At 37.5% G+C, this 24,577-nt stretch carries 16 protein-coding genes; 13 read left to right on the top strand and 3 right to left on the bottom strand.

Annotated elements, in window-relative coordinates; all coding sequences use genetic code 11:
• Nucleotides 1–134 precede the first annotated feature (134 nt).
• From ACIGAM_RS01350 to ACIGAM_RS01335, 4 genes are all read left to right on the top strand, one after another.
• Nucleotides 135–419, top strand: coding sequence for a hypothetical protein (locus tag ACIGAM_RS01350; RefSeq protein ID WP_396509674.1), 285 nt, complete (start codon nt 135–137; stop codon nt 417–419).
• Between the two features lie 133 nt (nt 420–552).
• On the top strand, nt 553–1,257 hold the full coding sequence (locus ACIGAM_RS01345) for a Crp/Fnr family transcriptional regulator (protein ID WP_396509673.1): 705 nt from the start codon (nt 553–555) through the stop codon (nt 1,255–1,257).
• A gap of 271 nt (nt 1,258–1,528) precedes the next feature.
• Nucleotides 1,529–3,937: a TonB-dependent receptor plug domain-containing protein gene (locus ACIGAM_RS01340; protein ID WP_396509672.1), complete on the top strand. Its 2,409-nt coding sequence runs from the start codon at nt 1,529–1,531 to the stop codon at nt 3,935–3,937.
• A 17-nt stretch (nt 3,938–3,954) separates the two neighbouring features.
• Nucleotides 3,955–5,322, top strand: coding sequence for a hypothetical protein (locus ACIGAM_RS01335; RefSeq protein ID WP_396509671.1), 1,368 nt, complete (start codon nt 3,955–3,957; stop codon nt 5,320–5,322).
• Between the two features lie 136 nt (nt 5,323–5,458).
• On the opposite strand, the gene ACIGAM_RS01330 is transcribed toward ACIGAM_RS01335, so the two are convergent.
• Nucleotides 5,459–6,091, bottom strand: coding sequence for a nitroreductase family protein (locus ACIGAM_RS01330; protein WP_396510075.1), 633 nt, complete (start codon nt 6,089–6,091; stop codon nt 5,459–5,461).
• Nucleotides 6,092–6,198: 107 nt separating this feature from the next.
• Here ACIGAM_RS01330 and ACIGAM_RS01325 point away from each other — a divergent pair, with 107 nt between their 5' ends.
• Nucleotides 6,199–6,540 carry a winged helix-turn-helix transcriptional regulator gene (locus ACIGAM_RS01325; RefSeq protein WP_396509670.1) on the top strand — a complete coding sequence of 114 codons (342 nt, stop codon included), beginning with the start codon at nt 6,199–6,201 and terminating at the stop codon, nt 6,538–6,540.
• A gap of 8 nt (nt 6,541–6,548) precedes the next feature.
• Here the strand turns inward: ACIGAM_RS01325 and ACIGAM_RS01320 are convergent, their stop codons facing one another.
• Both ACIGAM_RS01320 and ACIGAM_RS01315 read right to left on the bottom strand, forming a co-directional pair.
• Nucleotides 6,549–7,892 (bottom strand): sensor histidine kinase, encoded by a 1,344-nt coding sequence (locus ACIGAM_RS01320; RefSeq protein WP_396509669.1) that lies wholly within the window; start codon nt 7,890–7,892, stop codon nt 6,549–6,551.
• Nucleotides 7,882–9,228 (bottom strand): sigma-54-dependent transcriptional regulator, encoded by a 1,347-nt coding sequence (locus tag ACIGAM_RS01315; RefSeq protein WP_396509668.1) that lies wholly within the window; start codon nt 9,226–9,228, stop codon nt 7,882–7,884. Before ACIGAM_RS01315 ends, ACIGAM_RS01320 begins: the two co-directional genes overlap by 11 nt.
• Before the next feature lie 204 nt (nt 9,229–9,432).
• Here ACIGAM_RS01315 and ACIGAM_RS01310 point away from each other — a divergent pair, with 204 nt between their 5' ends.
• From ACIGAM_RS01310 to ACIGAM_RS01275, 8 genes are all read left to right on the top strand, one after another.
• Complete coding sequence (locus ACIGAM_RS01310) at nt 9,433–10,686, top strand: efflux RND transporter periplasmic adaptor subunit (protein ID WP_396509667.1); 1,254 nt, start codon at nt 9,433–9,435, stop codon at nt 10,684–10,686.
• Between the two features lie 48 nt (nt 10,687–10,734).
• Nucleotides 10,735–11,439 carry an ABC transporter ATP-binding protein gene (locus ACIGAM_RS01305; RefSeq protein ID WP_028376743.1) on the top strand — a complete coding sequence of 235 codons (705 nt, stop codon included), beginning with the start codon at nt 10,735–10,737 and terminating at the stop codon, nt 11,437–11,439.
• Between the two features lie 90 nt (nt 11,440–11,529).
• A complete protein-coding gene (locus tag ACIGAM_RS01300; protein WP_396509666.1) occupies nt 11,530–13,926 on the top strand; it encodes an FtsX-like permease family protein in 2,397 nt (798 codons plus the stop codon).
• Nucleotides 13,927–13,998: 72 nt separating this feature from the next.
• On the top strand, nt 13,999–16,356 hold the full coding sequence (locus tag ACIGAM_RS01295; protein WP_396509665.1) for an ABC transporter permease: 2,358 nt from the start codon (nt 13,999–14,001) through the stop codon (nt 16,354–16,356).
• 40 nt (nt 16,357–16,396) lie between these two features.
• The gene (locus tag ACIGAM_RS01290; RefSeq protein ID WP_396509664.1) at nt 16,397–18,796 is read left to right on the top strand and encodes an ABC transporter permease; all 2,400 of its coding nucleotides are present in this window, start codon (nt 16,397–16,399) and stop codon (nt 18,794–18,796) included.
• A gap of 19 nt (nt 18,797–18,815) precedes the next feature.
• The gene (locus ACIGAM_RS01285) at nt 18,816–21,260 is read left to right on the top strand and encodes an FtsX-like permease family protein (protein ID WP_396509663.1); all 2,445 of its coding nucleotides are present in this window, start codon (nt 18,816–18,818) and stop codon (nt 21,258–21,260) included.
• A gap of 39 nt (nt 21,261–21,299) precedes the next feature.
• On the top strand, nt 21,300–23,693 hold the full coding sequence (locus ACIGAM_RS01280) for an ABC transporter permease (RefSeq protein WP_396509662.1): 2,394 nt from the start codon (nt 21,300–21,302) through the stop codon (nt 23,691–23,693).
• Nucleotides 23,694–23,775: 82 nt separating this feature from the next.
• Complete coding sequence (locus ACIGAM_RS01275) at nt 23,776–24,444, top strand: ABC transporter ATP-binding protein (RefSeq protein WP_396509661.1); 669 nt, start codon at nt 23,776–23,778, stop codon at nt 24,442–24,444.
• Nucleotides 24,445–24,577: the final 133 nt, after the last annotated feature.

Below are 24,577 nucleotides of genomic sequence, written 5' to 3'. Positions count from 1 at the left end.
CAAGCATTCACAAGTCTTACAACACCTCTAGAATTAGTTTTAAAAATTCTTGTAAACTGACAAAAGTCATAAAATAGGGAAGAATCGTCCGGTACTTTTACCCTGTAAATTAATAGTAATTTAAATTTTCAGGTATGACCACATTTTCAAAACTTCAAAACGATTTTACCCATAATATAATGGGATATTCTGCTCTGGGTATCATTCTAAGCACTTGTTTAGGTTCTGTAGCTGTATTTAGTGTATTGCATTTTGGGCACGGTTTAGCACAAATGCTGTTGGTTATGGTTTCGGTAATTTTATGCAGTTTACATAACGCAGCAATTTTAACCGTTCAAAAGCCTCAACTTATTTTTAAATTACTTGGCGTAAGTATTGTATCGAGTATTTTAATTATCGCTGGCAGCTTGGTGATTTAATAGTTTCTTTAAAATATATAATACAAAACCTCAGAATTTTACTCCTAATTTTCTGAGGTTTTCTTTTTACTGAAACCCTACGGCAAACATAAACAAGTATAGATGATTGAGTTGTTTTGTCTAATTTTGAAATATGACAGACCATTCAGAATCGCGATGTGATAACTGTATTATTAGAGAGTTAAATGCGCTTAAAGCTTTGAAGAAAGAAGAGCTCAAACAAATTTCTGATAGTAAAGTGAGTCGTAGCATCAAAAAAGGGGAGGCTATATTTAAAGAAGGCGAAAAGCTGAATGGTGTTTTTTGTGTGCGTAATGGCGTTTCTAAACTTTCTAAGCTTAGCGAAAACGGTAAGGATCAAATCGTAAAAATTGCTTCTAAAGGCGAGGTAATGGGACAGCGTTCTCTTATTGCCGAAGAAGCCTCAAATCTTAGTGCGGTTGCACTCAACGATATGCAGGTTTGTTTTATACCGAAAGAGAATTTTACCGAAAGTCTATCTAAAAACCCAGAATTTATACAAGCCTTGCTCATAAATATGGCTCGCGAACTCAAACTGGCAGACGACGTTATTGTAAATATGGCTCAGAAAACTGTTAACCAGCGTCTGGCCGGAATTTTACTTTATCTCGATACCCATTTTGGCACCGATGCAGACGGGTTTCTCAATCTCGTTTTGTCACGAAATGACATCGCAGATGTGGTAGGCACCGCTACCGAATTGTGCATACGGTCGCTTGCTAAGTTTAAAAAGAACGGACTTATAGAAACCGTAGGGAAGCGTATTAAAATTATTGATAAAGCCTCACTTACTCAAGTCAGCGATGGTTTGCTTTAAGCGTTAATTCAGATTTTTTAGAAATCTATTTAAGCTTCGGCGTGTAGCTATTCATATCCTCTCTTGTAAACCTATTTTCACCATTTTTATTTGAATCATAAATCCTGATTCGTTTTCATTCCTTTAAAATAATTTCGTTTTTAATTAATGCCGCAAATCCTAACGGTTATGGGAGTTCCAGTAATTACTGGGAAATTTGATTAATAAAATTGATTATTTTTATTTGTACTTAATCTAAATAAGTATAAGTTTGCACCTCAATTAAACGTTGATGAAGCAAAAATTAATTTTCTTAATACTTCTGTTTCCGGTTTTGGCAGCTGCACAATACGACATTAGCGGTGTGGTTAAAGATGCAAACGGATACCTAGTTGCTAATACCAGCATTCAATTAAAACATGCTAAATATGGCCAACGTGTAGTATCTAATGAAGCCGGAATTTATGTTTTGAAAAGTATTCCATCAGGAACCTATACGTTAGAAATATCATCAGGAGATTTTATAGGCTTTGAGCAGGTGACTGTAAAAAATACTCCGCTGCGTTTTGATATTCAGCTAAAAAATGATAAAGATTATGAGCTTGATGAAGTTGCTATTCAGGGTGAATCTTTAAAGACAAAAATTGAGAAAAAAGGCTTTGCAGTAAATATTATAAATACTGAAGAAGCCAGCCAGCGTAACATACAAACTAACGAATTGCTCAATACTACCGTTGGGGTTAAGATTCGTCAAAATGGGGGATTAGGTTCTAATGTTGAATATTCCTTAAACGGACTTTCAGGAAGTGCGGTACGTATTTTTATAGATGGGATTCCTATTTCGACCTTTGGCTCGTCATTTAATCTAAATAGTATTCCACCTTCGTTAATTGAGCAGATCGAAGTGTACAAGGGTGTCGTGCCCGGTTATCTAGCCGATGATGCTTTAGGAGGAGCTATAAATATTGTTTTGGACAAAACTGCCAACACACACTTGAATGCTTCCGTTTCTTATGGGTCATTTAATACTTTTCAAACAAGTGTAAACGGGTTGTATCGTTTTGAAGATTCGGGTTTCACCGTTAAAGCTTCTGGTTTCCATAATTATTCAGATAACGATTATAAGGTTTCGGGTAGAAGTGTTGTAGTTGCAGGATTAGGGGGTGTACAAACTCCTATTACGGCTCGTAGATTTAACGATGCCTACCGCTCAACCGGAGGAATGGTGCAATTAGGATTTACCAATGTAAACTGGGCAGATCAATTTTTTGTAGGCTTTACCGGTTCTGACGATTACAAAGAAGTACAGCACGGTGCATTTATGACGATAAGACCGTATAAAGGTCGTTTTCTAGAGTCTGACGCGACGCTTGCAAATCTTACGTACCAAAAGCAAGATTTATTTGTAGAAGGTTTAGATCTTAATATAAATGGATACTACGGTAAACGTAATCGTCAGGTTAATGATACGGTAGCTGCAGCATATAGCTGGGCGGGTGAGCGTGCAATTGACTTTAGAGGTAACGAATTTGAATATCTGTGGGGTTCTCAACAAGAGGGTGGTCCTACACTTGCAAAAATTAAGCGAAATGTAGCGTCTATACGTACGGGATTATCTTACGCAGTAAATGACAATCATAGGTTTTTGCTTAATCACGTGTACAGTGGGATTGATCGGGAAGATAGCGATGAACTCGTATCCCTTTTAGAAAATACATTTATAGGTACTAGAGATTTACATAAAAATATTTACTCTTTTACCTATGAATTTAATGCCTTTGATGATAAGCTAGAAGCCAGTTTGTTTGGTAAGCACTATCAGCAAAAATCAATTAGCGTTGACCCGGCAATAACAACCGATGCAAATGGTGATAGTCAACTTGTAGATGAGGTGGTAAGTAGTAACAAAACCTATGAGGGTTACGGGTTTGCACTTTCTTATGCAATTTTGCCTGAGCTCACCTTACTTACTTCTGCAGAGAAAGCCATACGCTTACCTAATGAGACCGAAATTTTTGGAAATGATGGAGATAATGTAGTTGCTAACTCTAGTATAAATCCTGAGCAAAGTAACAACTACAACCTTGGTTTTAGATTTGGTTCGTTTACTATTAAGAAGCATCAGTTTACGGTTTCTACAAATTTATTTTCCCGAAATATAAAAGACAGAATAGGACTTCCTATTGAAAACTCATCAAACATAGACGATGAACTAATCGTCTACGTAAATCAGGGAAGCGGAACTTCTAAAGGGTTTGATGCGCAATTAAACTATAACTATGATAGAAACTTCGGATTCAATTTTAATGTTTCAAAATTTGATCTAAAAATAGAAAATCGCGGAGCTGAAGTAGATGTTCCCAATACGCCTTTTCTTACTATGAATGGTAGTCTTAGATATTCATTTAAAGACTTCATACAAAAAGATGCTCGTTTAAATCTGTTCTACACCCTGTATTATACAGATGAGTTTTCCTATCTCGTACCCCAAGGATCAAACACTGTGGGCGACGAATTTTTTAAAGTGCCTGAGCAATTACAACAGGATTTTGGGTTGAGCTACAGCTTTCCTAAAAACAATCTTGTAATGAGTTTTGATGTCAAGAATATTTTTGATAAGCCGGTGTTTGATAATCTTTCGGTACAAAAACCAGGAAGAGCTTTCTACTTAAAACTAAACTATACAATCAATAAATTTTAATTACTAAAGTAACTATTATGAAACGTAATTTTTTTAATATTAAATATATAGCAGTAGGAGCACTGCTTACAGGTCTTATGGCATCTTGCAGTACAGACGATACGAGCGTAGATACAGATCCCGGTACAGATCCTGTAGCAGAATCACGATTTATCACCATTGCAGCTGCACGAATGGGTACAGACGCGGGAGATGGAAATGGCGGAACTTCTATTTTCTCGATTACGAGTGAGCAGGCAAAAGATCCTAACTTTTCTGTAGACGCTTTTAACAACGGGTTTACAGTACCTTCTAACAGAACGGCGCGTTTACAGTCTTCTGAAGATGGTAGCACAATTTTTAATATTAGTTATGCAGGGGATACCGGTGGTAACTACTCAAAATTTAAAGTAGAAGGGGGTCAGGTTTATACAAAGGTAGGTTCTGATATTAGTATCGAACCTTATGTAGGATCTGCACCACGATGGATTAAATTATTTGATGGAGACCAGACCGGAGCTGCGGTATATGTAGATACTGAAAATATAATTGATGACAATGATACGCCAGATATAGTTACAGATGACTTCTATGTACGTACCGAAGCAACAATGGGTGTTGTAACTTTAGATTTAGAAAACTCGTTAATAAAGAATTTTGAAGAGTCTAGCCTAAGACTCACTGCAGAGGAAGAAGCAGAAGGATATTATATCTCAAGAATAGATATGCCTACTTTAAATGCTGCAGGAGATAAATTATACATAGGAGCGCGTTTAAGTAAGGTAAATCCTGATACAGCAGAAAGTGAGTCTGACTATGAGATTTTAGGATCTAAAACGATCGTGTTAGATTATCCATCATTATTAAATCCTACGGTTATTACTTCTAATGTAGGATTAGGTAATACAAATGGATACAGAAGTATCAACTCTTTTCTTTATAATGGAAGCGTTTACCAGGCAAATCAAGGCGATCCTCAAGGTTCGCATATCCTAAAAATAAATGCAGACAATACGTATGATGATTCGTATGTATTTAATTTTGATGATGCATTAGGTATAAATGATGCATACATATTAGCGTGGAGACCAGCAGCTAACGGAAAAGCTATTGTTGCTTATCGTCACGCAGGTTCAGCAGAAGGTGTTGCAGGAGCTCAAGGATTTTTTGCATTAGTAGATTTAGAAGCTAAAACCGCACAAAAAATTGATGCTATACCTTACGATCCTGACTTTTACTTATTTCAATATCAAGGATTTGTAGTAGATGGTAACGATATTTATGTGACTCAGGCTCCCGTAGGTAAAAATGGAAACATCTATGTTATTGATACAGAAACCGGCGCAGTTACAAAAGGAGCTGAATTGGTAAATACTACAGGAAGTCACTTTATAGGTGTATTCTAATAGTAAGCATTTAGAACAACTAAAAAAAACCCGTATGCTACGGGTTTTTTTGGTTTTATTGGATGTTGAGTTTAGTACGTCTTTAAAAAAAATGCCCGCTTTAGCGGGCATTTGTAGTTTCTAAACAGAAATAACTTTATTTTATTTCTGTGATAAAATCTTCTTTAGGTGTACGCACTTTTTTCATATTAACTAACCAGTCATTGTCTGCATCGCGGTAACCTAGCGTAAGAAGAAGTGTGCTCTTATATCCGCTATTTTCAAGGTTTAAAAGTTCATCTACTTTAGGAGGTAAAAATCCTTCAATAGGAGTTGCATCTACTTTTTGCTCTGCCGCTGCTGCGATAGCCATAGCAAAAGAAATATAACTTTGTTTAGAAGCGTGGTCTGCCTGCCACTCTTTACCTAATGGCTCGTAAAGCCCCATTATAGTTGCTTTGTAATCATCCATAGTAGAATGAGGCAGTCCGCGCTCATCCATGGTATAGTTAAATACTTCAGTCACACGCTCATTAGAATACCCATCCCAGGCAGCAAAAACTAGCAAGTGAGAGCAGTCTATTACCTGACTTTGACCCCAGGCTACTTCTTTTATTTTAGCAAGTAATTCTCTGTTTGAGATTACAAATACTTTATAGGGTTGTAAACCAGATGAAGACGGTGCAAGACGTGCCGCTTCTAGTATATAATCTAATTTCTCCTGCGGTATCTGCTCACCGTTCATTTTCTTAGCAGCATAGCGCCATTGTAGATCTTCTAATAAACTCATTTCTATTGTCTTTAAATTTTCTGCAAAATTAGTAAAGGTTGGTGACATAAAGTAACTTTGTGAACTAAAGTGATAGTGACATAAGAGTAACCATTAAAGAGATTCAAATGAATTTAGAAAACAACATCACCTGCAGTCAGAAAATACGTGCTATACACGATACTATGGACGTTTTAAGCGGAAAATGGAAAGTCTCAATAATAGCCTGTTTATGTTATCAAGGTATGCGGTATTCTGAATTACTGCGCGAGGTAAAAGGAATCTCGGGGAAAATGTTAAGCAGGGAGCTTAAAGATTTAGAAATGAATAAGCTGGTAGAACGCGTGGTTGAAGATACAAAACCCATAAGTGTATACTATAAAATTACGCCCTATGGTTCTTCTTTAAAAGAACTTACAGATACCATTGCTGCCTGGGGAATAGCGCATCGAGAACTGGTAAAAATATAATGGTTTTTCTAAAAAAGTAAGCGTATTTCGGTACCGGTATCGGGTTCACTTTTAATCTGAATTTTACCTTTGTGAAGTGTCATTATTTGCTTACTTAAACTAAGACCTACACCGCTCCCGGTTTTTTTAGTGCTGAAAAATGGAATAAATATACTGTCTTTAATTTCTTCAGGAATTCCAGATCCGTTATCTAATACTTTTAGTAGAACACGCCCTTGTGTGTTTTGAGAGGCTGTAATGCTAATACGTGCATTTTCGGCAGAAGCACAGGCATCTATGGCGTTTAAAATAAGATTTATAAGCACTTGTTCAATAAGGTAGCTGTCTATCTCCAGACTCATTTCAGTATTTTCAGTTTTAAACTGAAGCAGGATGTGTTTATCTGCCAGAGTAGGTTTCATAAGGTCGCTTATATTTTTAAACAAGTCGGCGACTTTAATAGTTTCCAGATTAAGTTGAGTGACTTTACTTAAGCTACGATAGGTTTTTGCAAACTTCATTAGACCTTCACTACGCTTTTGAATACTGCTTATACCGGCGTTGAGGTCGTCTAATTCAAGAGGGTTTTCTTCTGGGTTTTCCTGGCTGGCTTGTATGTGGTGTTGCAAGGTTTCAGCCAGAGAAGAAATAGGAGCGATACTATTCATAATCTCGTGCGTCATCACGCTTAACAATTTTTTCCAGGAATCAGATTCGTTTTGATTAAGCGTATCTTCTATATTCTGAAGTACAACAAGTTTAAAAGCATCTTTTTCAACCTGAAAAACCGTGTCTGAGATTAAAACTTTAAGATTCTCATTTCGCAAACTTAAATCTACTGAAGTTACACCGGTACGATACGTATCAAAAAGTTCTTCATACAGCTGCGGTCTTCTTTTTTCGACAAAGCTGATGTTTTTAAAAGAGGGTAGGTCTAGTGTAGTAATGAGCGATTCGTTTGCCCAGAGCACTTCGCCGCTATCTAGATTATACGCTACAATACCCACATCTACCATTTCTAAGATTTTCTGCAAATACACAAACTGAGCCTGTCGCTCATTATTGATTGCTTTTATGGATTTATTGACGTTGTTAAAGCCTTTATGAAGGGTTCTAATATCTTGCGGACCGTGTTTTTCTGAAAACCAACGTGAGAAATCACGGTACTTAACAGATTCAAAAAAGTCGTCCATTTCTTCAAAGCGGCGTATAAGAAAGCGGTATAAATTATAAAGTATAATAATTGAAACTAGTGCCCCGCCCCAAAGAGCATAGGCATTACTTTTTACTACGCCATAGGCGATGCTAATTAGCGCCGCAAGCAACAGCATAACGCGCAAAAATAACTGAATGAAATAGCCCTTATAAGTCATATTTATTGAGTCTGCGGTATAAGGCTGTGCGGGTTATCCCTAATTCTTTTGCAGACTTAGAGATATTCCCTTTATTTTTTTCGATAACCTTTAGAATGGTATTTTTTTCCACCGCATCTAGATTGGTGGTTTTTAATTTTAAATCTGTTTCGGGAAGTTTTTCGAGTTGAGAGAATGCTAAATCTTCAGCGTACAAAACATCGCCTTCTGCCATAATTACTGCGCGTTCTAAAGCGTATTGAAGTTCACGCACATTACCCGGAAAAGAATGATCTTTCAACTTTTTGAGAAAATCTGCGGCTAATTTAAAAGGCTGCTTCAGGTATTTCTCAGCATAGACTTCTACAAAGTGATTAGCCAGCAAAGTAATATCTGCACTACGTTCTCTAAGAGGTGGTATGGTAAGATCTACTGTGTTTATTCGGTAGATAAGGTCTTTTCTAAATTTGCTTTCATCTGCAAGATCGGTAAGGCTCAGATTAGTTGCGCAAATAAGCCGAATATCTACAGGAACGGCTTCATTAGAACCTAAAGGTGTTACCAGTCTATTTTGTAAAACAGTGAGTAACCGCGCTTGTTGGCGTAGGCTTATGTTACCTATTTCATCAAGAAATAAGGTGCCGCCGTCTGCCGCTTCAAAGCGTCCTTTTCGATCTTCACGGGCATCAGTAAACGCTCCTTTTTTATAGCCAAAAAGTTCGCTTTCAAATAAGGTAGACGTCAATGAACCGATGTCAACTTTTACAAAAGGTTTGTTTTTACGTAGAGAATTTTCGTGTATAGAACGTGCGATGAGGTCTTTACCGGTACCGTTTTCACCGAGTACTAGAATATTAGCATCTGTAGGTGCTACTTTTTTTAACTTTATAAAAACCTCCTGCATAGGCTCACTATCGCCTACTATTTTGGTTTCAGAATCAACTTTTACTTTGATCGTTTTTGCGGTTTTCTTTTTGCTTAAAATTTCGGCAACAGACTCCAACAACTTTTCATTTTTCCAGGGTTTTACCAGAAAATCTGAAGCTCCTTCTTTTAAAGAACGTATGGCAAGGTCAATATCACCATAGGCCGTTATTAATATTACATCTGTAGCAGGTTTCCAAAGTTTTATTTTATTGAGCCAGAAAATACCTTCATTACCGGTATTCACGAGCCCATTATAATTCATATCCAGAATAACCACATCAAAATCCTGCGTATCGAAAATACTTTGTAACGCATTGGGGTTTTTCTCAACCACAACTTGTTTGACTTTAGGTTTTAATAATAAACGTAGTGCGGTAAGCACATCTTCATCATCGTCAAGGACCAGTATTTTAGCATCTCGTAATTGCATAGTTACAATATTACAATTTTAGCAGGGGCGTAAAAGCAGTTTAAAAGACTATTTTCTAAGGTTTTAAAACTGTATCGGCAGCGTACATAAGGTGTATCAAAATCGTACACATCTAAGTCAATATAAATATATAAACAACTGTAAAACAGTTTTTTATGTTTTTGGCATAATATTGATAAGTAATTAGATGTAATAAAATTATTTATGGACATTCCTTTACAAAAGAAACGGTTTACCACTTCAAAAATACTGCTGATTGGCGGTGGTATTCTGCTCGCTGCAATCATCATTTTTGTCATAATTGCATCTACCGGTGGTGCAAAACTTAACGTAGAAAAAGAGCGCTTAAGTATTGCAGCAGCAACGCAAGGTGTTTTTCAGGAAAACATACCGGTTAACGGGGTGGTAATGCCTATTACAACCATCTACCTTGATGCTTTAGAAGGTGGGCGTGTAGAAGAAAAATTTGTAGAAGACGGTACGATTATGAAAAAAGGAGATCCTATTCTACGCTTGTCTAACACAGACCTCGAGTTGAGTCTGGTAAATCAAGAAACTCAAGTGTATAACCTACTTACACAAATGCAGATTTCTCAAAATCAAGCAAGTCAAAATACCATTAATAAAGTAAATCAATATACAGATGTTGAGAACGGACTTATAGAAGCAAAGCGGCTATATGACTTAAACAAAAAGCTTTACGATAAAGATGTAATTGCAAGACAGGATCTTATTAAGGCTGAAAACGATTACAACTATCAAAAAGAGCGTATGCGGTTGAGCAAGAAGATTCTTAAACAAGATTCTATGGCGGTAAAGCAAGAGAAAGGTCAGGTTGCGAGTAGCTATGCACGTACCGAAAATGCATTGGAATTGATGCGTAGAAAAGTAGCCGACCTTGTGGTGCGTGCTCCTGTAGATGGGCAGTTAACATCTCTTGGTGCCGAAATTGGCCAGTCAAAAAATAAAGGAGAACGTCTGGGACAAATAGATGTTTTAAGTGGTTTTAAAGTACGTGTAGATATTGATGAGCATTATATCTCCAGAATTTATACGGGTCAAACCGGAAGCTTTGATTTTAATGGCGAAAACTATACACTAATTATAAAAAAGGTGTACACTCAAGTGACTAACGGAAGGTTTCAGGTAGATATGGAGTTTGAAGCAGAAGTGCCTGAAGGTATACGTCGCGGTCAAACCTTGCAAATACGCGTTGCTTTAAGTCAGGAAAAACAGGCGTTGTTGATTCCTAAAGGAGGATTCTTTCAGCAGACCGGCGGCAACTGGATTTTTAAAGTAAGCGACGATGGTAATACAGCCTATAAAGTAAACATCGCATTGGGCAGTCAGAACACAGAATATTACGAAGTATTAAGCGGCTTAGAGCCGGGAGATAACGTAATCACCAGCAGTTATGATAATTATGGTGAAGTACAGGAACTTATTTTAAAAAATTAAAAATATGATCACATTAATTCTAGAACTACTAACTCAAATGCTATCCTAATGATAAAAATAACAGACTTAGAAAAATACTATGCTACCGAAGAGGTGCGTACAATTGCGCTTAATAAACTTTCATTTCATGTTCAGGAAGGTGAGTTTGTAGCCGTAATGGGGCCATCAGGTTGCGGTAAATCTACCTTATTAAATATTCTGGGTTTACTAGATGATCCTGATGGCGGTAGTTTTTTATTCAACGGTATTGAAGTTGCTGGTTTTAATGAGCGCAAACGTGCAGATTTGCGTAAGCACAACATTGGTTTTGTGTTTCAGAGCTTTAATCTTATCGATGAATTGACGGTTTTTGAAAACGTAGAACTTCCGTTGATTTACACGGGTGTAAAGGCAGCAGAACGCAAAGAGCGTGTAGATGCAGTGCTTGAGAAAATGCAAATTATGCACCGTCGTAAACACTTTCCGCAGCAATTATCAGGTGGGCAGCAGCAACGGGTAGCCGTCGCCAGAGCCGTGGTAAACAACCCAAAATTAATTCTGGCAGATGAGCCTACCGGAAATCTGGATAGCAGCAACGGTAATGAAGTGATGGATTTGCTAACCGAACTCAACGAAGCCGGAACCACAATTATAATGGTAACCCACAGTGAGCACGATGCTAAATACAGTCACCGCATCATAAGGATGCTAGACGGTCAAAAAGTAACAGAAAATGTACTGGCAGAATTTAAAAGTGCCAAGCTCGAAGTTTAAATACTAAGGGGATTCATCATCAATCAACCGGGAAACCGGAATCAAAACAACAGTTAACCGAGATCTAATCAATCTCACTATTCTTCAATTATGCTTAGAAATTATATGAACATTGCCTGGAGAAGCTTACAGAAGAACAAGCTTCAAACCCTAATTAATCTTTTGGGTTTAACGGTGGGCACTGTTTGTTGCCTAAGCATATTTATTTACGTTATCGCCCAGTTTGGCTACGATACTCAATTTGCAGATTCTTCTTATATCTACCGTATAAATACCTCCATTGCAGAACATGATGATGGAGCGCTTTCTGCGGGGGTTTCGCCTCCTATAGCTTTTACGATGAAGGAAGATTTTCCGGAAGTGACCGAAGCCTGTCGCGTGGTCTATTTTGGGCCGGAAGACTCGGGTCTTTTAAAAAATCTGGAAACCAATGAAGCCTTCTATGAAAATGGGGGGTATCTAGCCGATTCTACATTTTTTAAAGTCTTCAATTATCCTTTTATCGAAGGAAAAGCAGCGGGTTCTCTTACGCAACCTAATTCTATTGTGCTGTCTGGAAACAAATATGCACTTAACAAAACCTTGATTTTAGGAAGTGGAGAAACAGAGCAGACGCTTACGATCACAGGAGTTTTTAAGGATGATTTCGGAAAATCGCACCTGAATCCAAATTACATCCTGACGATGGATTCCGGAGGCTTTGGAAAACGAACTTTAGAGATTAAAAATTTTGCCACTCAAAACTTCACCTATAGCTACCTTAAGTTAAAGCCAGGTGCAAACACCAGTCAAATAGAAGCAAAAATCCCTGATTTTTTACAGAGACATGGTGCTAAAGATTTTGCTGAAGTAGGTTTTACCAAGAAACTATTCTTTCAAAAAATCGCCGATATCCATTTATATTCTAAAGGAATTACAAATCAGTTGGAGTCTGTTTCAGACATCAGCTATCTTATAGTATTGCTTGTTCTGGCACTTTTTATTCAACTCGTTGCCTGTATTAATTTTATTAACTTAAGTACAGCCCGCGCTAATAAACGGGCAAAAGAAATAGGCGTGCGCAAAACCATAGGGGCTGAAAAAGGAGACTTAATCCGTCAATTTTTAGGGGAGTCTGTTTTGCTCTCTATCTTTGCCTCTCTGTTGAGCTTACCGCTTACAGCAATCGCACTACCATTTGTAAACACGCTAACACAAGGGAATGTTACCTATTTAAATCTCTTAGACTGGAAGGTTCTTGTAGCACTTCTCGTATTAGGGATTTTAACCGGTATTCTTGCCGGTATCTATCCCGCACTTATACTTTCTGCAGTAAACCCGGTAAAGGTTTTAAAGTCATCGGTAAATCTGAATTTGGGAAGCGGTTATCTGCGCAAAGCGCTGGTTGTGTTTCAGTTTGTAGTTTCTATCGGTTTAATTTCTGTAGTAATCATCATTACACAGCAAGTACAATTTTCGCAGAAAATGAATATGGGTTTTGATAAAGAAAACCTGATCTCCATACGTCTGGGGACACAAGATGCTTCAGAAAAATACGTAGCACTTGAGAACGCATTTAAAAATGTAAACGGGGTAAAACGTGTCGCAGGATCAAATTATTACCCTTCTCAGCGCATTATGGGAGATATGGGGATGACGCTTCCCGGAGGAAATCTAGCAGACAGAACCTTAGTAATGTACAATGGGATCACACCAGATTATTTACAGACTGTAAGTACATTAATAGTGGCAGGGCGTAATTTGAGAGCTACAGATGAGTATCAAATTTTAGTAAATAAGGCAACAATAGATGCTTTTGAAATCCCTTTAGATAAAGCTATAGGCGCTAAGCTTATCAATTCGTATAACGGGGAGAATGAAGAATTTGAGATCGTAGGGGTAACTACAGATTATAATTTTGCTTCTCTAAAAGAAGAAGTCAAACCTATTTTACTTTACAACGAGATTGCTCCGGGATGGGTCTTAGTAAAAGCCGAAACTCAAGATTATCAAACCTTACTTACAAATCTGGAGCGCAGTTGGAAAAGCGTAAATGCAGATACCCCTTTTGTGTTCAGTTTTGTAGATAAGGAAGTTGAAAAGTTATATGCTGAAGAAAAACGATTGGGTAAAATAGCTAGCGTATTCACTGCTTTGGCAATTATTATAAGCTGTCTGGGTCTTTTTGGGCTGGTTTCTTATGTAGCCGAACAGAAGAAAAAGGAAATAGGTATTCGTAAGGTTTTAGGTGCCAGCGTGCAAAGTGTAATTCAACTGTTGACTAAAGATTTTCTGAAACTTGTAGGTGTTGCATTTCTAATTGCTTCCCCGGTATCGTACTACCTCATGCAAAATTGGCTTCAAAGTTTTCCTTATAGAATTAGTATTGAGTGGTGGGTGTTTGCAATCGCAGGAGGTGCTTCGTTAGGAATTACACTTTTAACAGTGAGCTTTCAAGCTCTAAAAGCGGCGCTGGCAAATCCTATAAAATCATTAAGAACCGAATAGCTCTTGTTGTACTCAAGACATTTTTTCAAAAAGGAAAAAATTTAAAATCATCAAACAAAAAATCAATCAGCTATGCTTAAAAATTATATCAAAATTGCCTTTAGAAACCTTTGGAAAAAGAAAGGGTACAGCGCGCTCAATATTTTTGGGCTTGCAATAGGCATTACCTGCGCCAGTTTAATTCTGCTTTGGGTAGAAGATGAGCTTAGTTTTGATGCGGTTGTTGCAGATAAGCAAGAAGTATATAGTGTGCCTACAAATCAAAAGTACGACGGACAGTGGCGCACGTTTTTTCAGGCCACGCCGGGACCACTGGCTGCTGCTTTAAAAACAGATATTCCTGAAATTACAAAAGCAGCACGCCTACGAGGAGCAGACTTTCTTTTTAGTGTGGGGGCTTCTTCAGTAAATAGTGCTGGTGCATTTGCAGACGCGGACCTGTTTGATATTTTTAATTTTAAATTTATTGAAGGTAATGCTACCACTGCTTTTAAAGAAAAAGAAGGCATTGTTATTACTCAAAAAATAGCCGCAATCCTTTTTGAAAATCCCAACAATATTTTAGGCAAAACAGTCCGTATAGATCAGCAAGATAATTTTACAATTACCGGTGTTATTGAAAATCTTCCTCAAAATACGACCTATAGTTTTGACTGGTTAACGCCGTTTGAAAACTTTACTCAGGATAAACCGTGGACGCAGGAATACGGCAGCAATTTTACCGAAACCTTTGTAAGACTGGCTCCCGGTGCAGATTATATGGTAGTAAATGACAAAGTAAAAGGGGTGTTGCCAACAAAAACAGGCGATGAAGACACACAGGCAATTTTGCACAGCGCCGCAAACTGGCATTTACGTTCTGATTTTAAAAACGGAAAAGCAATAGGTGGCCGTATAGAATATGTGCAGTTATTCAGCTTTATAGCCCTAATAATTCTACTTATTGCGTGCATCAATTTTATGAATCTATCAACCGCCCGCAGTGAAAAACGCGCCAATGAAGTAGGCGTAAGAAAAACCTTGGGTTCGGGAAAACAGCAGTTAATTTTTCAGTTTATTACCGAGGCTTTACTAACAGCAATTCTTGCGGCAGCCTTAAGCGTAGTTGTGTTGGTATTAATACTCCCCGGCTTTAATGCGCTTATAGATAAGCAACTTACATTAGGAATTACCGTTCCGTCGCATATTTTTTCGCTTCTTGCGATAACTGCTATCTGCGGACTCGTTGCCGGTTTATATCCTGCATTTTATCTTTCTTCCTTTAAACCCATAGACGTTCTTAAAGGAAATCGCATACAGGCTAAAGGAGCCGGTTTTATACGTAAAGGCCTTGTGATTACCCAGTTTGTGGTTTCTATACTCTTTATCATAAGTACCATAGTGGTGTATCAACAAGTACAACATGTTAAGAACCGCGACCTGGGATTAAATAAAGAAAACCTCATAGAAATTCCCGTAAATGGCATGTTGATAAAAAATAGTGTAGCACTACAAGAAAGCTTAAAGGCATCGGGAATGATAAGCAGTACAGGCTTGTCTAATTCTAATATTTTATCTGCCGGAAATAATGGATCTGGCCTCAAATGGCAGGGCGGTGCTGATACCGAAAATGTGCTGGTTTCTTACCGATACATCAATGATGGATATTTAAACACGTCAGGAATTGAGTTGGTTGAAGGTCGTGGCTTTAGCAGTGCTGTAGCCCACGACAGCACACATACCATTATTACAGAGTCGTTTGCAAAACTAATGGGAACGGGCAGCGCAATAGGTAAAACGATAGATCGCTATGGCGAGTTGTATACGGTAATAGGCGTTACTAGTGATTACTTATATGGCGACATGTATGGTAAGAGTGACCCGGTCATGTTTTACAACTATCCGCCAGAAGCCCAGTATCTGTACTTAAAAACCAATCCAAAATATACAGCTTCAGAGATACTGAGTACTGTAGAAACTACTTTAAAAACCTACAATCCCGGGTATCCTTTTGAGTACCGTTTTGTAGATGATGATTTTAATGCGCGCTTTAAAAGTGAACAACTGGTAGGAAACCTTTCTCAAATTTTTGCACTGTTAGCGATATTAATCTCATGTCTGGGTCTTTTTGGCCTATCTGCATACACCGCAGAGCAACGCCGTAAAGAAATAGGCGTGCGTAAAGTTCTGGGATCTAGCATAGCTGGTATTGTAGGCTTATTGTCTAAAGATTTTATAGTTCTGGTTGTAATAGCAATCGCAATCGCAATACCACTAGCCTGGTTTGTAATGCATAACTGGTTACAGGGTTTTGCATACCGTATTTCTATTAATGCATGGGTATTTGTACTTGCCGCTTTAGCAGCGATAGGGATAGCATTACTAACGGTAAGCTTTCAAGCCATTAAAGCAGCATTGGCAAACCCGGTAAAAAGTTTAAGAACAGAATAGGTCAAGAACTAAGAAAAGCATCAATCAAAAAAGCAATCACATGTTTAAAAATTATATCAAGATCGCCTGGCGGAATATAAAAGCAAACAGACTGTTTACGGTTTTAAATATTGCAGGATTGGCAATAGGCTTGTGCGTTTGCATTATTCTGTTTGCCTACATCAGCAGGGAACTCAGTTTTGATAAAATGTATACGCATTCAGAAACTATTTACAGAGTAAATATGGAAACCTCTGAAGAATATGATTTTGAAACCTGGGCACAATTACCCAATGCGGTTGGACCGGCCATCGTTAATGATATTCCGCAGGTTAAAAAAATGACGCGCTTAATAAAGGATGATTTTGGGGTTACCGCTTCTCTAAAAATAGGAGATAAAAACTTTAATGAGACGGGATTATACCTCGCCGATTCTACGGTTTTTAGCATGTTTGATTTTCAATTTATAGCGGGTAATGCTAAAGATGCTTTTGCAAAACCCAAATCAATCGTGCTTTCTAAGTCTGCAAAAGAGCGTTTCTTTGGAAGCAAATCTGCATTAGGAGAGCTAATAACAGTTAATAATCGCGATACGCTGCAGGTTTCTGGAGTGTATTTAGATTTACCAAAAAATAGTGTGATAGACTGCGATATGGTCTATAATATTATGGACTCCTGGATGGGAACTAATGTGTACTGGAGTAATGCCAGTTATGAAACCTATGTACAACTTCAGCCAGATGTTAACGTTGCTCAAATTGAAACGCAAGCAAGCAGATTAATCACTAAATATGTTGAAAAGGAAGGAAGGTATTTTACTAAGTTTCTTTTTCAGCCCTTGACAAAAATACACTTGTATTCTGCTGCCATTCGCGATAGTTATTCATCAAAAATGGGGAATATCAGCAATGTAAGAAGCCTTCTTTTTTTATCTCTGCTTGTTCTTTTAATCGCTTGTATTAATTATATGAATCTGGCTACTGCAAACTCCCGTAAGCGGGCAAAAAGCATTGGTGTAAATAAAGTACTGGGCGCAAGAAGAAGTCAGATGCTTTCTCTTTTTTATGTAGAAACCGCTATTCTGGTGCTTATATCTATTATACTAGGTTATGGTATTTCATTTTTGGCACTTCCTTCGTTTAGCAGTATTACAGGCAATGAACTCAGCTATTTAGATTTATTAACCGCTCCTATTGTAGTAGGATTGTTTTTTATATGGCTTTTAGTTACGCTAATTGCTGGCGGTTACCCGGCACTATCTATGTCTGGTATCTCGCCACTTCTATTAGTAAGTAAATCAAAAAAGAAAAATTTAGGTTCAGAATTTGTTCGGAAGGGATTAGTCGTATTTCAGTTTGCTGCGTCTATTATTTTAATAATTGCGGTGACGATAATCCTTCAGCAGATGGCATTTATACGCAATAAAAATCTAGGCTATGATCCTAAAGGTGTTGTTGCGATCTCGGTAAAATCTGCAGAAAGTAGACAGCAGATTCAAAACTTAATGCAAGACCTAAAACGTAAATCATACACCGAAAGTTTATCTTCTGTACAGTCTATGCCGGGAGTTAATGAGAGTGGACGTTCAGTGCGTAAATTAAGTACCGATGTAACAGGAATGCCTATTGCCAGTTGCCGTACTGAAGGTAATATTATTAAAACGCTGAAATTAAATTTACTGGCCGGTAGCGAACTCCCGGAAACTATTGCCGCAGGAGATTCTACAATCTATACCTTAATTAATGAAAAAGTACTTAATTATTTAAACTACAAAAACGCTGATGAAGCTATAGGTAAAATCATAAATACTGAGATGGGCAGTAGGGCTCTGATAACCGGAGTGGTTTCTAACTTCAACTTCAACTCCGTTAAAGAAGATATTGGCGGTTATGTATATTATAAGGCTAACCAGGCTCCTGAAAGTGTACGAACCCTTCTAGTACGTTACACCTCGCAAGATCTTCCTGGTTTAATTGGCGATTTACAAACTACGTTTAATGAGAATCTTCCCAATACTGCCTTTGATTATCAATTTGTAGATAGGCATATAGCCCAGCTTTATGCCTCTGAAGAAAAGACTGCAAGTACGGTTACTATTTTCTCGATACTGGCCATATTTATTGCTTGCCTGGGGCTTTTTGGCCTTGCTGCATTTACTGCAGAGCAACGTAATAAAGAGATTGGGGTTCGCAAAGTGCTGGGAGCAAGTGTTAGCGGTATCACAACCTTACTATCTAAAGACTTTCTAAAACTTGTAGGAATAGCATTTCTACTGGCTTCGCCATTGGCATATTTGATTATGCAGAGTTGGCTTCAGGATTTTACGTATCGTACACCTATAAACTGGTGGGTATTTGTTCTTGCAGGGTTGACTGCTGTTTTTGTGGCTCTTGTAACTGTAAGTTTTCAGGCGATAAAAGCGGCATTGGCAAACCCCGTAAACAGTTTAAGAGCGGAGTAAAGCAAAAACTAAAAAAATCATGTTCAGAAACTATATCAAAATTGCCTGGAGGAATATCTGGAAAAACAAGCTTTTTTCAGCCATAAACATTTTAAGTCTTGCAATAGGACTCAGTGCTTCTTTTGTGATAGGTGTGATGGTGTATTACGATTTTACGTTTGATACATTTCATAAGGATAGAGATCGCATTTATCGCGTGGTTTCAGATTTTGAAGTTCCGCAAGGAAACATAAAAAATGGAGGTGTAGCACCCCCTATGCGGTTAGCTGTAAAAGAAGATTTAACAGGGATTGAGAAGTCTGCATATTTTTACAACTGGTATGTTGCCGAATCAAAAGCAGCATTAACTGAGCAGCAGTTTATTGATCCTGAACGTATTATTCTTACCGAAGCAAGCTATTTTGACATTTTTCAATATACATGGATTGCGGGTTCAAAAGAGACCGCACTTGAAGAACCCAATACCGTAGTGCTTACTAGAAAACGTGCTCTGGCATATTTTCCAAATACACCGTTAGAATCTATTTTAGGGAAAACAATTGTGTACAATTCTGAAGTTCAAGCTGTCGTTACGGGTTTAATTAAAGATTTTGACAAGCGCTCAGATCTTTATTTCGATGAATTTGTATCTCTTGAAACTGCTAAGCAGACACCTAGCCATGATCAAATAGTAGGTGATAACTGGGGAATGACAAACAACGCTTCTCAGCTTTATATTAAAATTTCAGAAAAGAGTACATCACAACAAGTAAAAGCACAATTACAAGTTTTAAGTGAGCAGCATGTAGATGCAGATATGATTAAATATGGCAATACTCGTACCTTTAATTTGCAACAACTCTCTGATTTGCATTTTGATCAGGAGTATGGTGTTTATGATTATACTCGTCAGGAAGCCAATAAAAAAATTTTGTTTAGCCTCATACTTATAGCGGTTTTTCTACTTCTTCTGGGCAGTATCAATTTTATAAATCTAAATACTGCTCAAGCAACCCAGCGAGCAAAAGAAATAGGAATACGTAAAACGCTGGGTAGTTCAAAAAAGCAGGTGATCATACAGTTTTTAGGAGAAACCTTTCTACTTACGGTAATTGCTGCTGTGTGCTCTATCCTTTTATCTGTTTTTGCTTTAAATATCTTTAAAGATTTTGTGTCTAAGGAGATCGACACCAGTTTAATGATAGCTCCCTGGTTTATATGTTTTGTATTAGGTCTTATAGTAACAATTACCTTTTTATCTGGGTTTTACCCGGCACTAGTACTTTCTAGATTTAAACCAGCTCGTACGCTTAAGGGAGAACGTATAAAACCAGAAGGCAAAGGATCGTTGCGTAAAATGCTTACCGTATCACAATTTGCAATTGCACAGGCTTTTGTAATTGCTACGCTACTGGTAAGCAAGCAAATCTATTTTATGATGCACAGCGACCTGGGTTTTAGAACAGATGCGGTCGCCTATCTTCAAACTCCGTGGACTGACGCTACTGTGAACAAAAGAATAGTCTTAGAAAATAAAATCAAAGCAATACCTCAAATCGCTAAGGTTAGTTTAGGAGGAATGCCGCCTGCTTCCCAAAATATGGCGACCCGAATGGCGATTTACAAAAGCGATCAAGAGGAAATAATACAGGAATTACAAATCTTAAATGCAGATACAGATTACTTAGATGTTTATACTATAGATCTTCTAGCCGGTAGAAAAGCCTTAAACGATACCATTGAAGAATATGTCATAAATGAAACCGGAATGCAAGCTTTTGGTTTTAAAAATCCTGAAAATATTTTAGGCGAGTATATAGCATTTAATAGTGAAGAAAAACTAATCGTAGGTGTGATGAAGGATTTTAAGCAACGCTCTCTTAAAACCGCAGTTTTGCCCTTGATGCTTACGGGAGATACAAGTAGAGAACGGCGCACAAATTTTAGAAACATCCATATTGTGTTAGGCGGTGATGCTACCACCTGGACCCAAATAATTGAACAAGTGGAACAGGTTTATAAAGAAGTGTATCCTGGAGAAGTCTTTAAGATGACCTTTATAGATGAGACAATTGCAAGTTTTTATGAGCAGGAGCAACGTATTGCAAGTTTATTGAATTGGGCAACTGCACTTTCTATAATTATAAGTTGTCTGGGACTGTTAGGGTTAGTTATTCATACTACAGAACGTCGCACTAAAGAAATTGGCATCCGCAAGGTGTTGGGAGCTTCATTAGTTCAACTCAATATGTTATTGTGTGCAGACTTTTTAAAATTACTTGTTATAGCGTATGTCATTGCGGCTCCAGTGGCGTGGTGGGGATTACACAACTGGCTTCAGGATTATGCGTATAAAACAGATATGAGCTGGTGGATTTTTCTATCAAGTGGGCTGGGGATGTTGCTGCTAGCTATTTTAATTATGGGTTTTAGAACACTTAAAACCGCACGTAAAAACCCTGTAAAAAGTTTAAGAGCAGAGTAAAGAAGAAACTAAGAAAGTATCAATCAAAATCAATCAATCATGTTTAAAAATCATATTAAAATCGCCTTTAGAAATCTTCTAAAACATAAGGGCTACTCTGCAATAAATATTTTTGGTCTTGCTCTGGGAATGGCTGTAACGCTGATGATTGGGTTATGGGTTGCAGATGAACTCAATTACAATAATCATTTTGAAAACAAGTCTAGACTGGCGCAGGTGTACCAGTCACAAACCTTTAACGGCGTAACCCAAACCAGTCCTGCAATACCACGTCCATTAGAATTTGCACTTAGGGAAGATTTTAAATCTCAATTTAAGCACATTAGTATGGCGTCGTGGTTAGACTCTCGATTTTTTAATTATGAAGAAACTGTTTTATCGCTAAAAGGATATTCGGTACAACCTGAATTTACGCAAATGATTGGTTTAAAAATTCTACAGGGAGATGCCGCTTCATTAAAACAGAATAATGCCATAATGCTTTCACAAACCGCTGCTCATAAAATTTTTGGAGCCGCAGATGCGATGGGTAAGCTTATTAAAGTAAACGGCATTGACACTATGATTGTGAGTGCAATTTATGAAGACATTCCAGAAGGTAATGATTTTAGTACCACAGAGTATTTAATGCCCTGGTCACATTATATAAACCGAGACTGGGTAAAATCTTCGGCAGATCAATGGGGTAATAATTCGTTTCAATTATTTGTTGAGCTTGCTGATGCTGTAGAAGTCGCAAACGTAAGTGCTGCAATATCTTCGGTTAAAAAAGACAGCGATCCAGATATCGCTTCATTCAATCCGCAACTGTTTTTGTTTCCTATGCGTGAGTGGCATTTGTATTCTAACTTTGAAAATGGTGTACAAACCGGTGGTCGTATAGAAAATGTATGGCTATTTAGTATTATAGGAATATTTGTGTTGCTGCTGGCGTGTATAAATTTTATGAACTTAGCGACTGCCCGAAGCGAAAAACGCGCCATTGAAGTCGGAATACGCAAAACGATAGGATCTACAAAAAATCAACTGGTAAAACAATTTTTAACCGAATCATTTCTAGTGGTTGTTCTCGCTTTTATTTTGGCATTGACAATTACACTACTTTTCCTTAAACCTTTTAATACACTTGCAGATAAAGCGATTTTATTTCCCTGGAGAAACTTAATGTTTTGGGGTGTGGCCTTGATATTTATAATTGTTACGGCTCTAATTTCAGGCAGTTATCCGGCTCTTTATTTGTCGTCTTTTAAGCCCATAAAAGTTTTGAAAGGAACCTTTAAAGTGGGTAAACTGGGTACGCTTCCGCGGAAAATACTTGTGGTGACCCAGTTTAGTGTTTCGGCAGCTTTAATAATTGGGACACTTATTGTAATGGCGCAGATTGAATTCAGTAAAAACAGACCTATAGGCTACACCACCGAAAATTTGATTCAAATTCCGGTAATGAGCAATCAGTTTTTAGGCAAGAGTGATATGATGCGTAACCAGTTTAAAGAATCTGGGGCTGTGCTAGAAATGGCCACATCAAGTAGCCCCACAACAGATGTATGGTCTAATCAAAGCGGGTATGAGTGGGATGGAAAACCTGAAGGCTTTCAGGAAGATCTTGCACATACCAGAATATCTTATGAGTTTGTTGAGACACTAAATATTAAGATGGTTGCAGGGCGTAATTTCTCTCGTGAATTTCCCACAGACTCTAGTGCGGTACTTCTCAATGAAACAGCTGTTGCATATATGGGATTACAAGATCCTGTAGGCAAATATTTGAGACAGAGTGGGGAAGATGATTCTTATAAATATCAAATTATAGGAATAATACAAGATATAGTAGTGCAATCGCCTTATGAACCTGTGAAACAAGCGATTTATGCGTTTGATGACCGGCAGTCTGCAAGCTATTGGAATTTAAGATTAAACCCTAAAAAAAGCATTCGCGATAATATTGCAACTATCGAAAAAGTATTTAAAAGAAATTTCCCCAATGCTTTGTTTAGTTATGAGTTTATAGATCAGGAATATGCAAAAAAGTTTGCAGAAGAAGATCGTATCTCAAGCTTAGCAAAGGTGTTTACATTTTTAGCAATTATAATAAGTTGTCTCGGTTTATTTGGATTAGCCTCTTTTGTAGCAGAGCAACGTACTAAGGAAATAGGAGTGCGCAAGGTACTGGGCGCATCAGTGGCAAATTTATGGCTATTGTTGTCTAAAGACTTTATAGTATTAGTCTTTATCGCTCTGCTCATAGCAGCTCCCGTTTCCTATTATTTGATGCGGCAATGGGTTCAAAAATTCACCTATCATACCGAAATTTCTGTATGGATTTTTATTGCAGCAGGTGCAGGAGCACTGGCAATTACCTTACTAACGGTGAGCTTTCAAGCTATTAAAGCAGCACTTTCAAATCCTGTAAAATCACTCAGAACAGAATAATCTGTTTATCAAAAACATTTCTAAAACCTAACGGAAAGTTATTCAGTAAAACCAGTTAATTTAATTTAAATACCAATAAAACATGCTTTTACAACTCAATCATATTTACAAATGGGTAAAACAAGGAGGAAGGCGCATATTTCTGCTCAATGATGTAAGTCTTGAAGTAAAAGAAGGCGAATTCTTAAGTATTATGGGACCATCGGGTAGCGGTAAATCTACATTGCTTAATGTTATAGGTATGCTTGATGAATTTCAGGAAGGGGAATATAATTTTCTAGATGAATCTGTACATGCTTTAAAAGAAAAACAGCGTGCTAATTTGTACAAAGAATATATTGGTTTTGTATTTCAAGCATATCACCTTATTGATGAATTGACGGTTTATGAAAATATTGAAACGCCTCTACTATATAAAAATATCAAAGGTACCGAGCGGAAAGCACTGGTAGCAGATATGCTTGACGGGTTTAATATTGTAGGTAAAAAAGATTTATTCCCTAGTCAGTTAAGCGGTGGTCAGCAGCAATTAGTAGGTATTGCACGAGCACTGGTTGCAAAGCCAAAACTAATACTTGCAGATGAGCCTACAGGTAACCTCAACTCAAAGCAAGGTGATGAGATTATGCAGCTATTTAAAGAATTAAATCAGGAAGGAGTTACTATAATCCAAGCTACACATTCTGATTCAAACGCTGCTTATGGCAATCGTACAATTAATCTGCTTGACGGTAGTAAAGTCAACGCGTAAAAAAGTGCACCACCTTTATCATTTTCTAAAGTATACGGGTTGAGGTGTAGATTTAATAATTTTAGAGAAGCCTTTTAGTGCGTGAATTTGCAGCTAAAAGGCTTTTTTTATAATCTGTGATATGTAAACTCTA

Origin of the sequence: Leeuwenhoekiella sp. NPDC079379, from assembly GCF_044542075.1 — a bacterium.
Lineage (GTDB): Bacteria > Bacteroidota > Bacteroidia > Flavobacteriales > Flavobacteriaceae > Leeuwenhoekiella.
The sequence above is the reverse complement of the archived record's forward strand: the minus strand, read 5'-3'. Positions and strand labels throughout refer to the sequence as shown.

Coding starts and splice junctions, on each gene's coding strand:
- ACIGAM_RS01350 (WP_396509674.1), top strand. CDS start 135: ATGACCACATTTTCAAAACTTCAAAACGATTTTACCCATAATATAATG.
- ACIGAM_RS01345 (WP_396509673.1), top strand. CDS start 553: ATGACAGACCATTCAGAATCGCGATGTGATAACTGTATTATTAGAGAG.
- ACIGAM_RS01340 (WP_396509672.1), top strand. CDS start 1,529: ATGAAGCAAAAATTAATTTTCTTAATACTTCTGTTTCCGGTTTTGGCA.
- ACIGAM_RS01335 (WP_396509671.1), top strand. CDS start 3,955: ATGAAACGTAATTTTTTTAATATTAAATATATAGCAGTAGGAGCACTG.
- ACIGAM_RS01330 (WP_396510075.1), bottom strand. CDS start 6,091: ATGAGTTTATTAGAAGATCTACAATGGCGCTATGCTGCTAAGAAAATG.
- ACIGAM_RS01325 (WP_396509670.1), top strand. CDS start 6,199: ATGAATTTAGAAAACAACATCACCTGCAGTCAGAAAATACGTGCTATA.
- ACIGAM_RS01320 (WP_396509669.1), bottom strand. CDS start 7,892: ATGACTTATAAGGGCTATTTCATTCAGTTATTTTTGCGCGTTATGCTG.
- ACIGAM_RS01315 (WP_396509668.1), bottom strand. CDS start 9,228: ATGCAATTACGAGATGCTAAAATACTGGTCCTTGACGATGATGAAGAT.
- ACIGAM_RS01310 (WP_396509667.1), top strand. CDS start 9,433: ATGGACATTCCTTTACAAAAGAAACGGTTTACCACTTCAAAAATACTG.
- ACIGAM_RS01305 (WP_028376743.1), top strand. CDS start 10,735: ATGATAAAAATAACAGACTTAGAAAAATACTATGCTACCGAAGAGGTG.
- ACIGAM_RS01300 (WP_396509666.1), top strand. CDS start 11,530: ATGCTTAGAAATTATATGAACATTGCCTGGAGAAGCTTACAGAAGAAC.
- ACIGAM_RS01295 (WP_396509665.1), top strand. CDS start 13,999: ATGCTTAAAAATTATATCAAAATTGCCTTTAGAAACCTTTGGAAAAAG.
- ACIGAM_RS01290 (WP_396509664.1), top strand. CDS start 16,397: ATGTTTAAAAATTATATCAAGATCGCCTGGCGGAATATAAAAGCAAAC.
- ACIGAM_RS01285 (WP_396509663.1), top strand. CDS start 18,816: ATGTTCAGAAACTATATCAAAATTGCCTGGAGGAATATCTGGAAAAAC.
- ACIGAM_RS01280 (WP_396509662.1), top strand. CDS start 21,300: ATGTTTAAAAATCATATTAAAATCGCCTTTAGAAATCTTCTAAAACAT.
- ACIGAM_RS01275 (WP_396509661.1), top strand. CDS start 23,776: ATGCTTTTACAACTCAATCATATTTACAAATGGGTAAAACAAGGAGGA.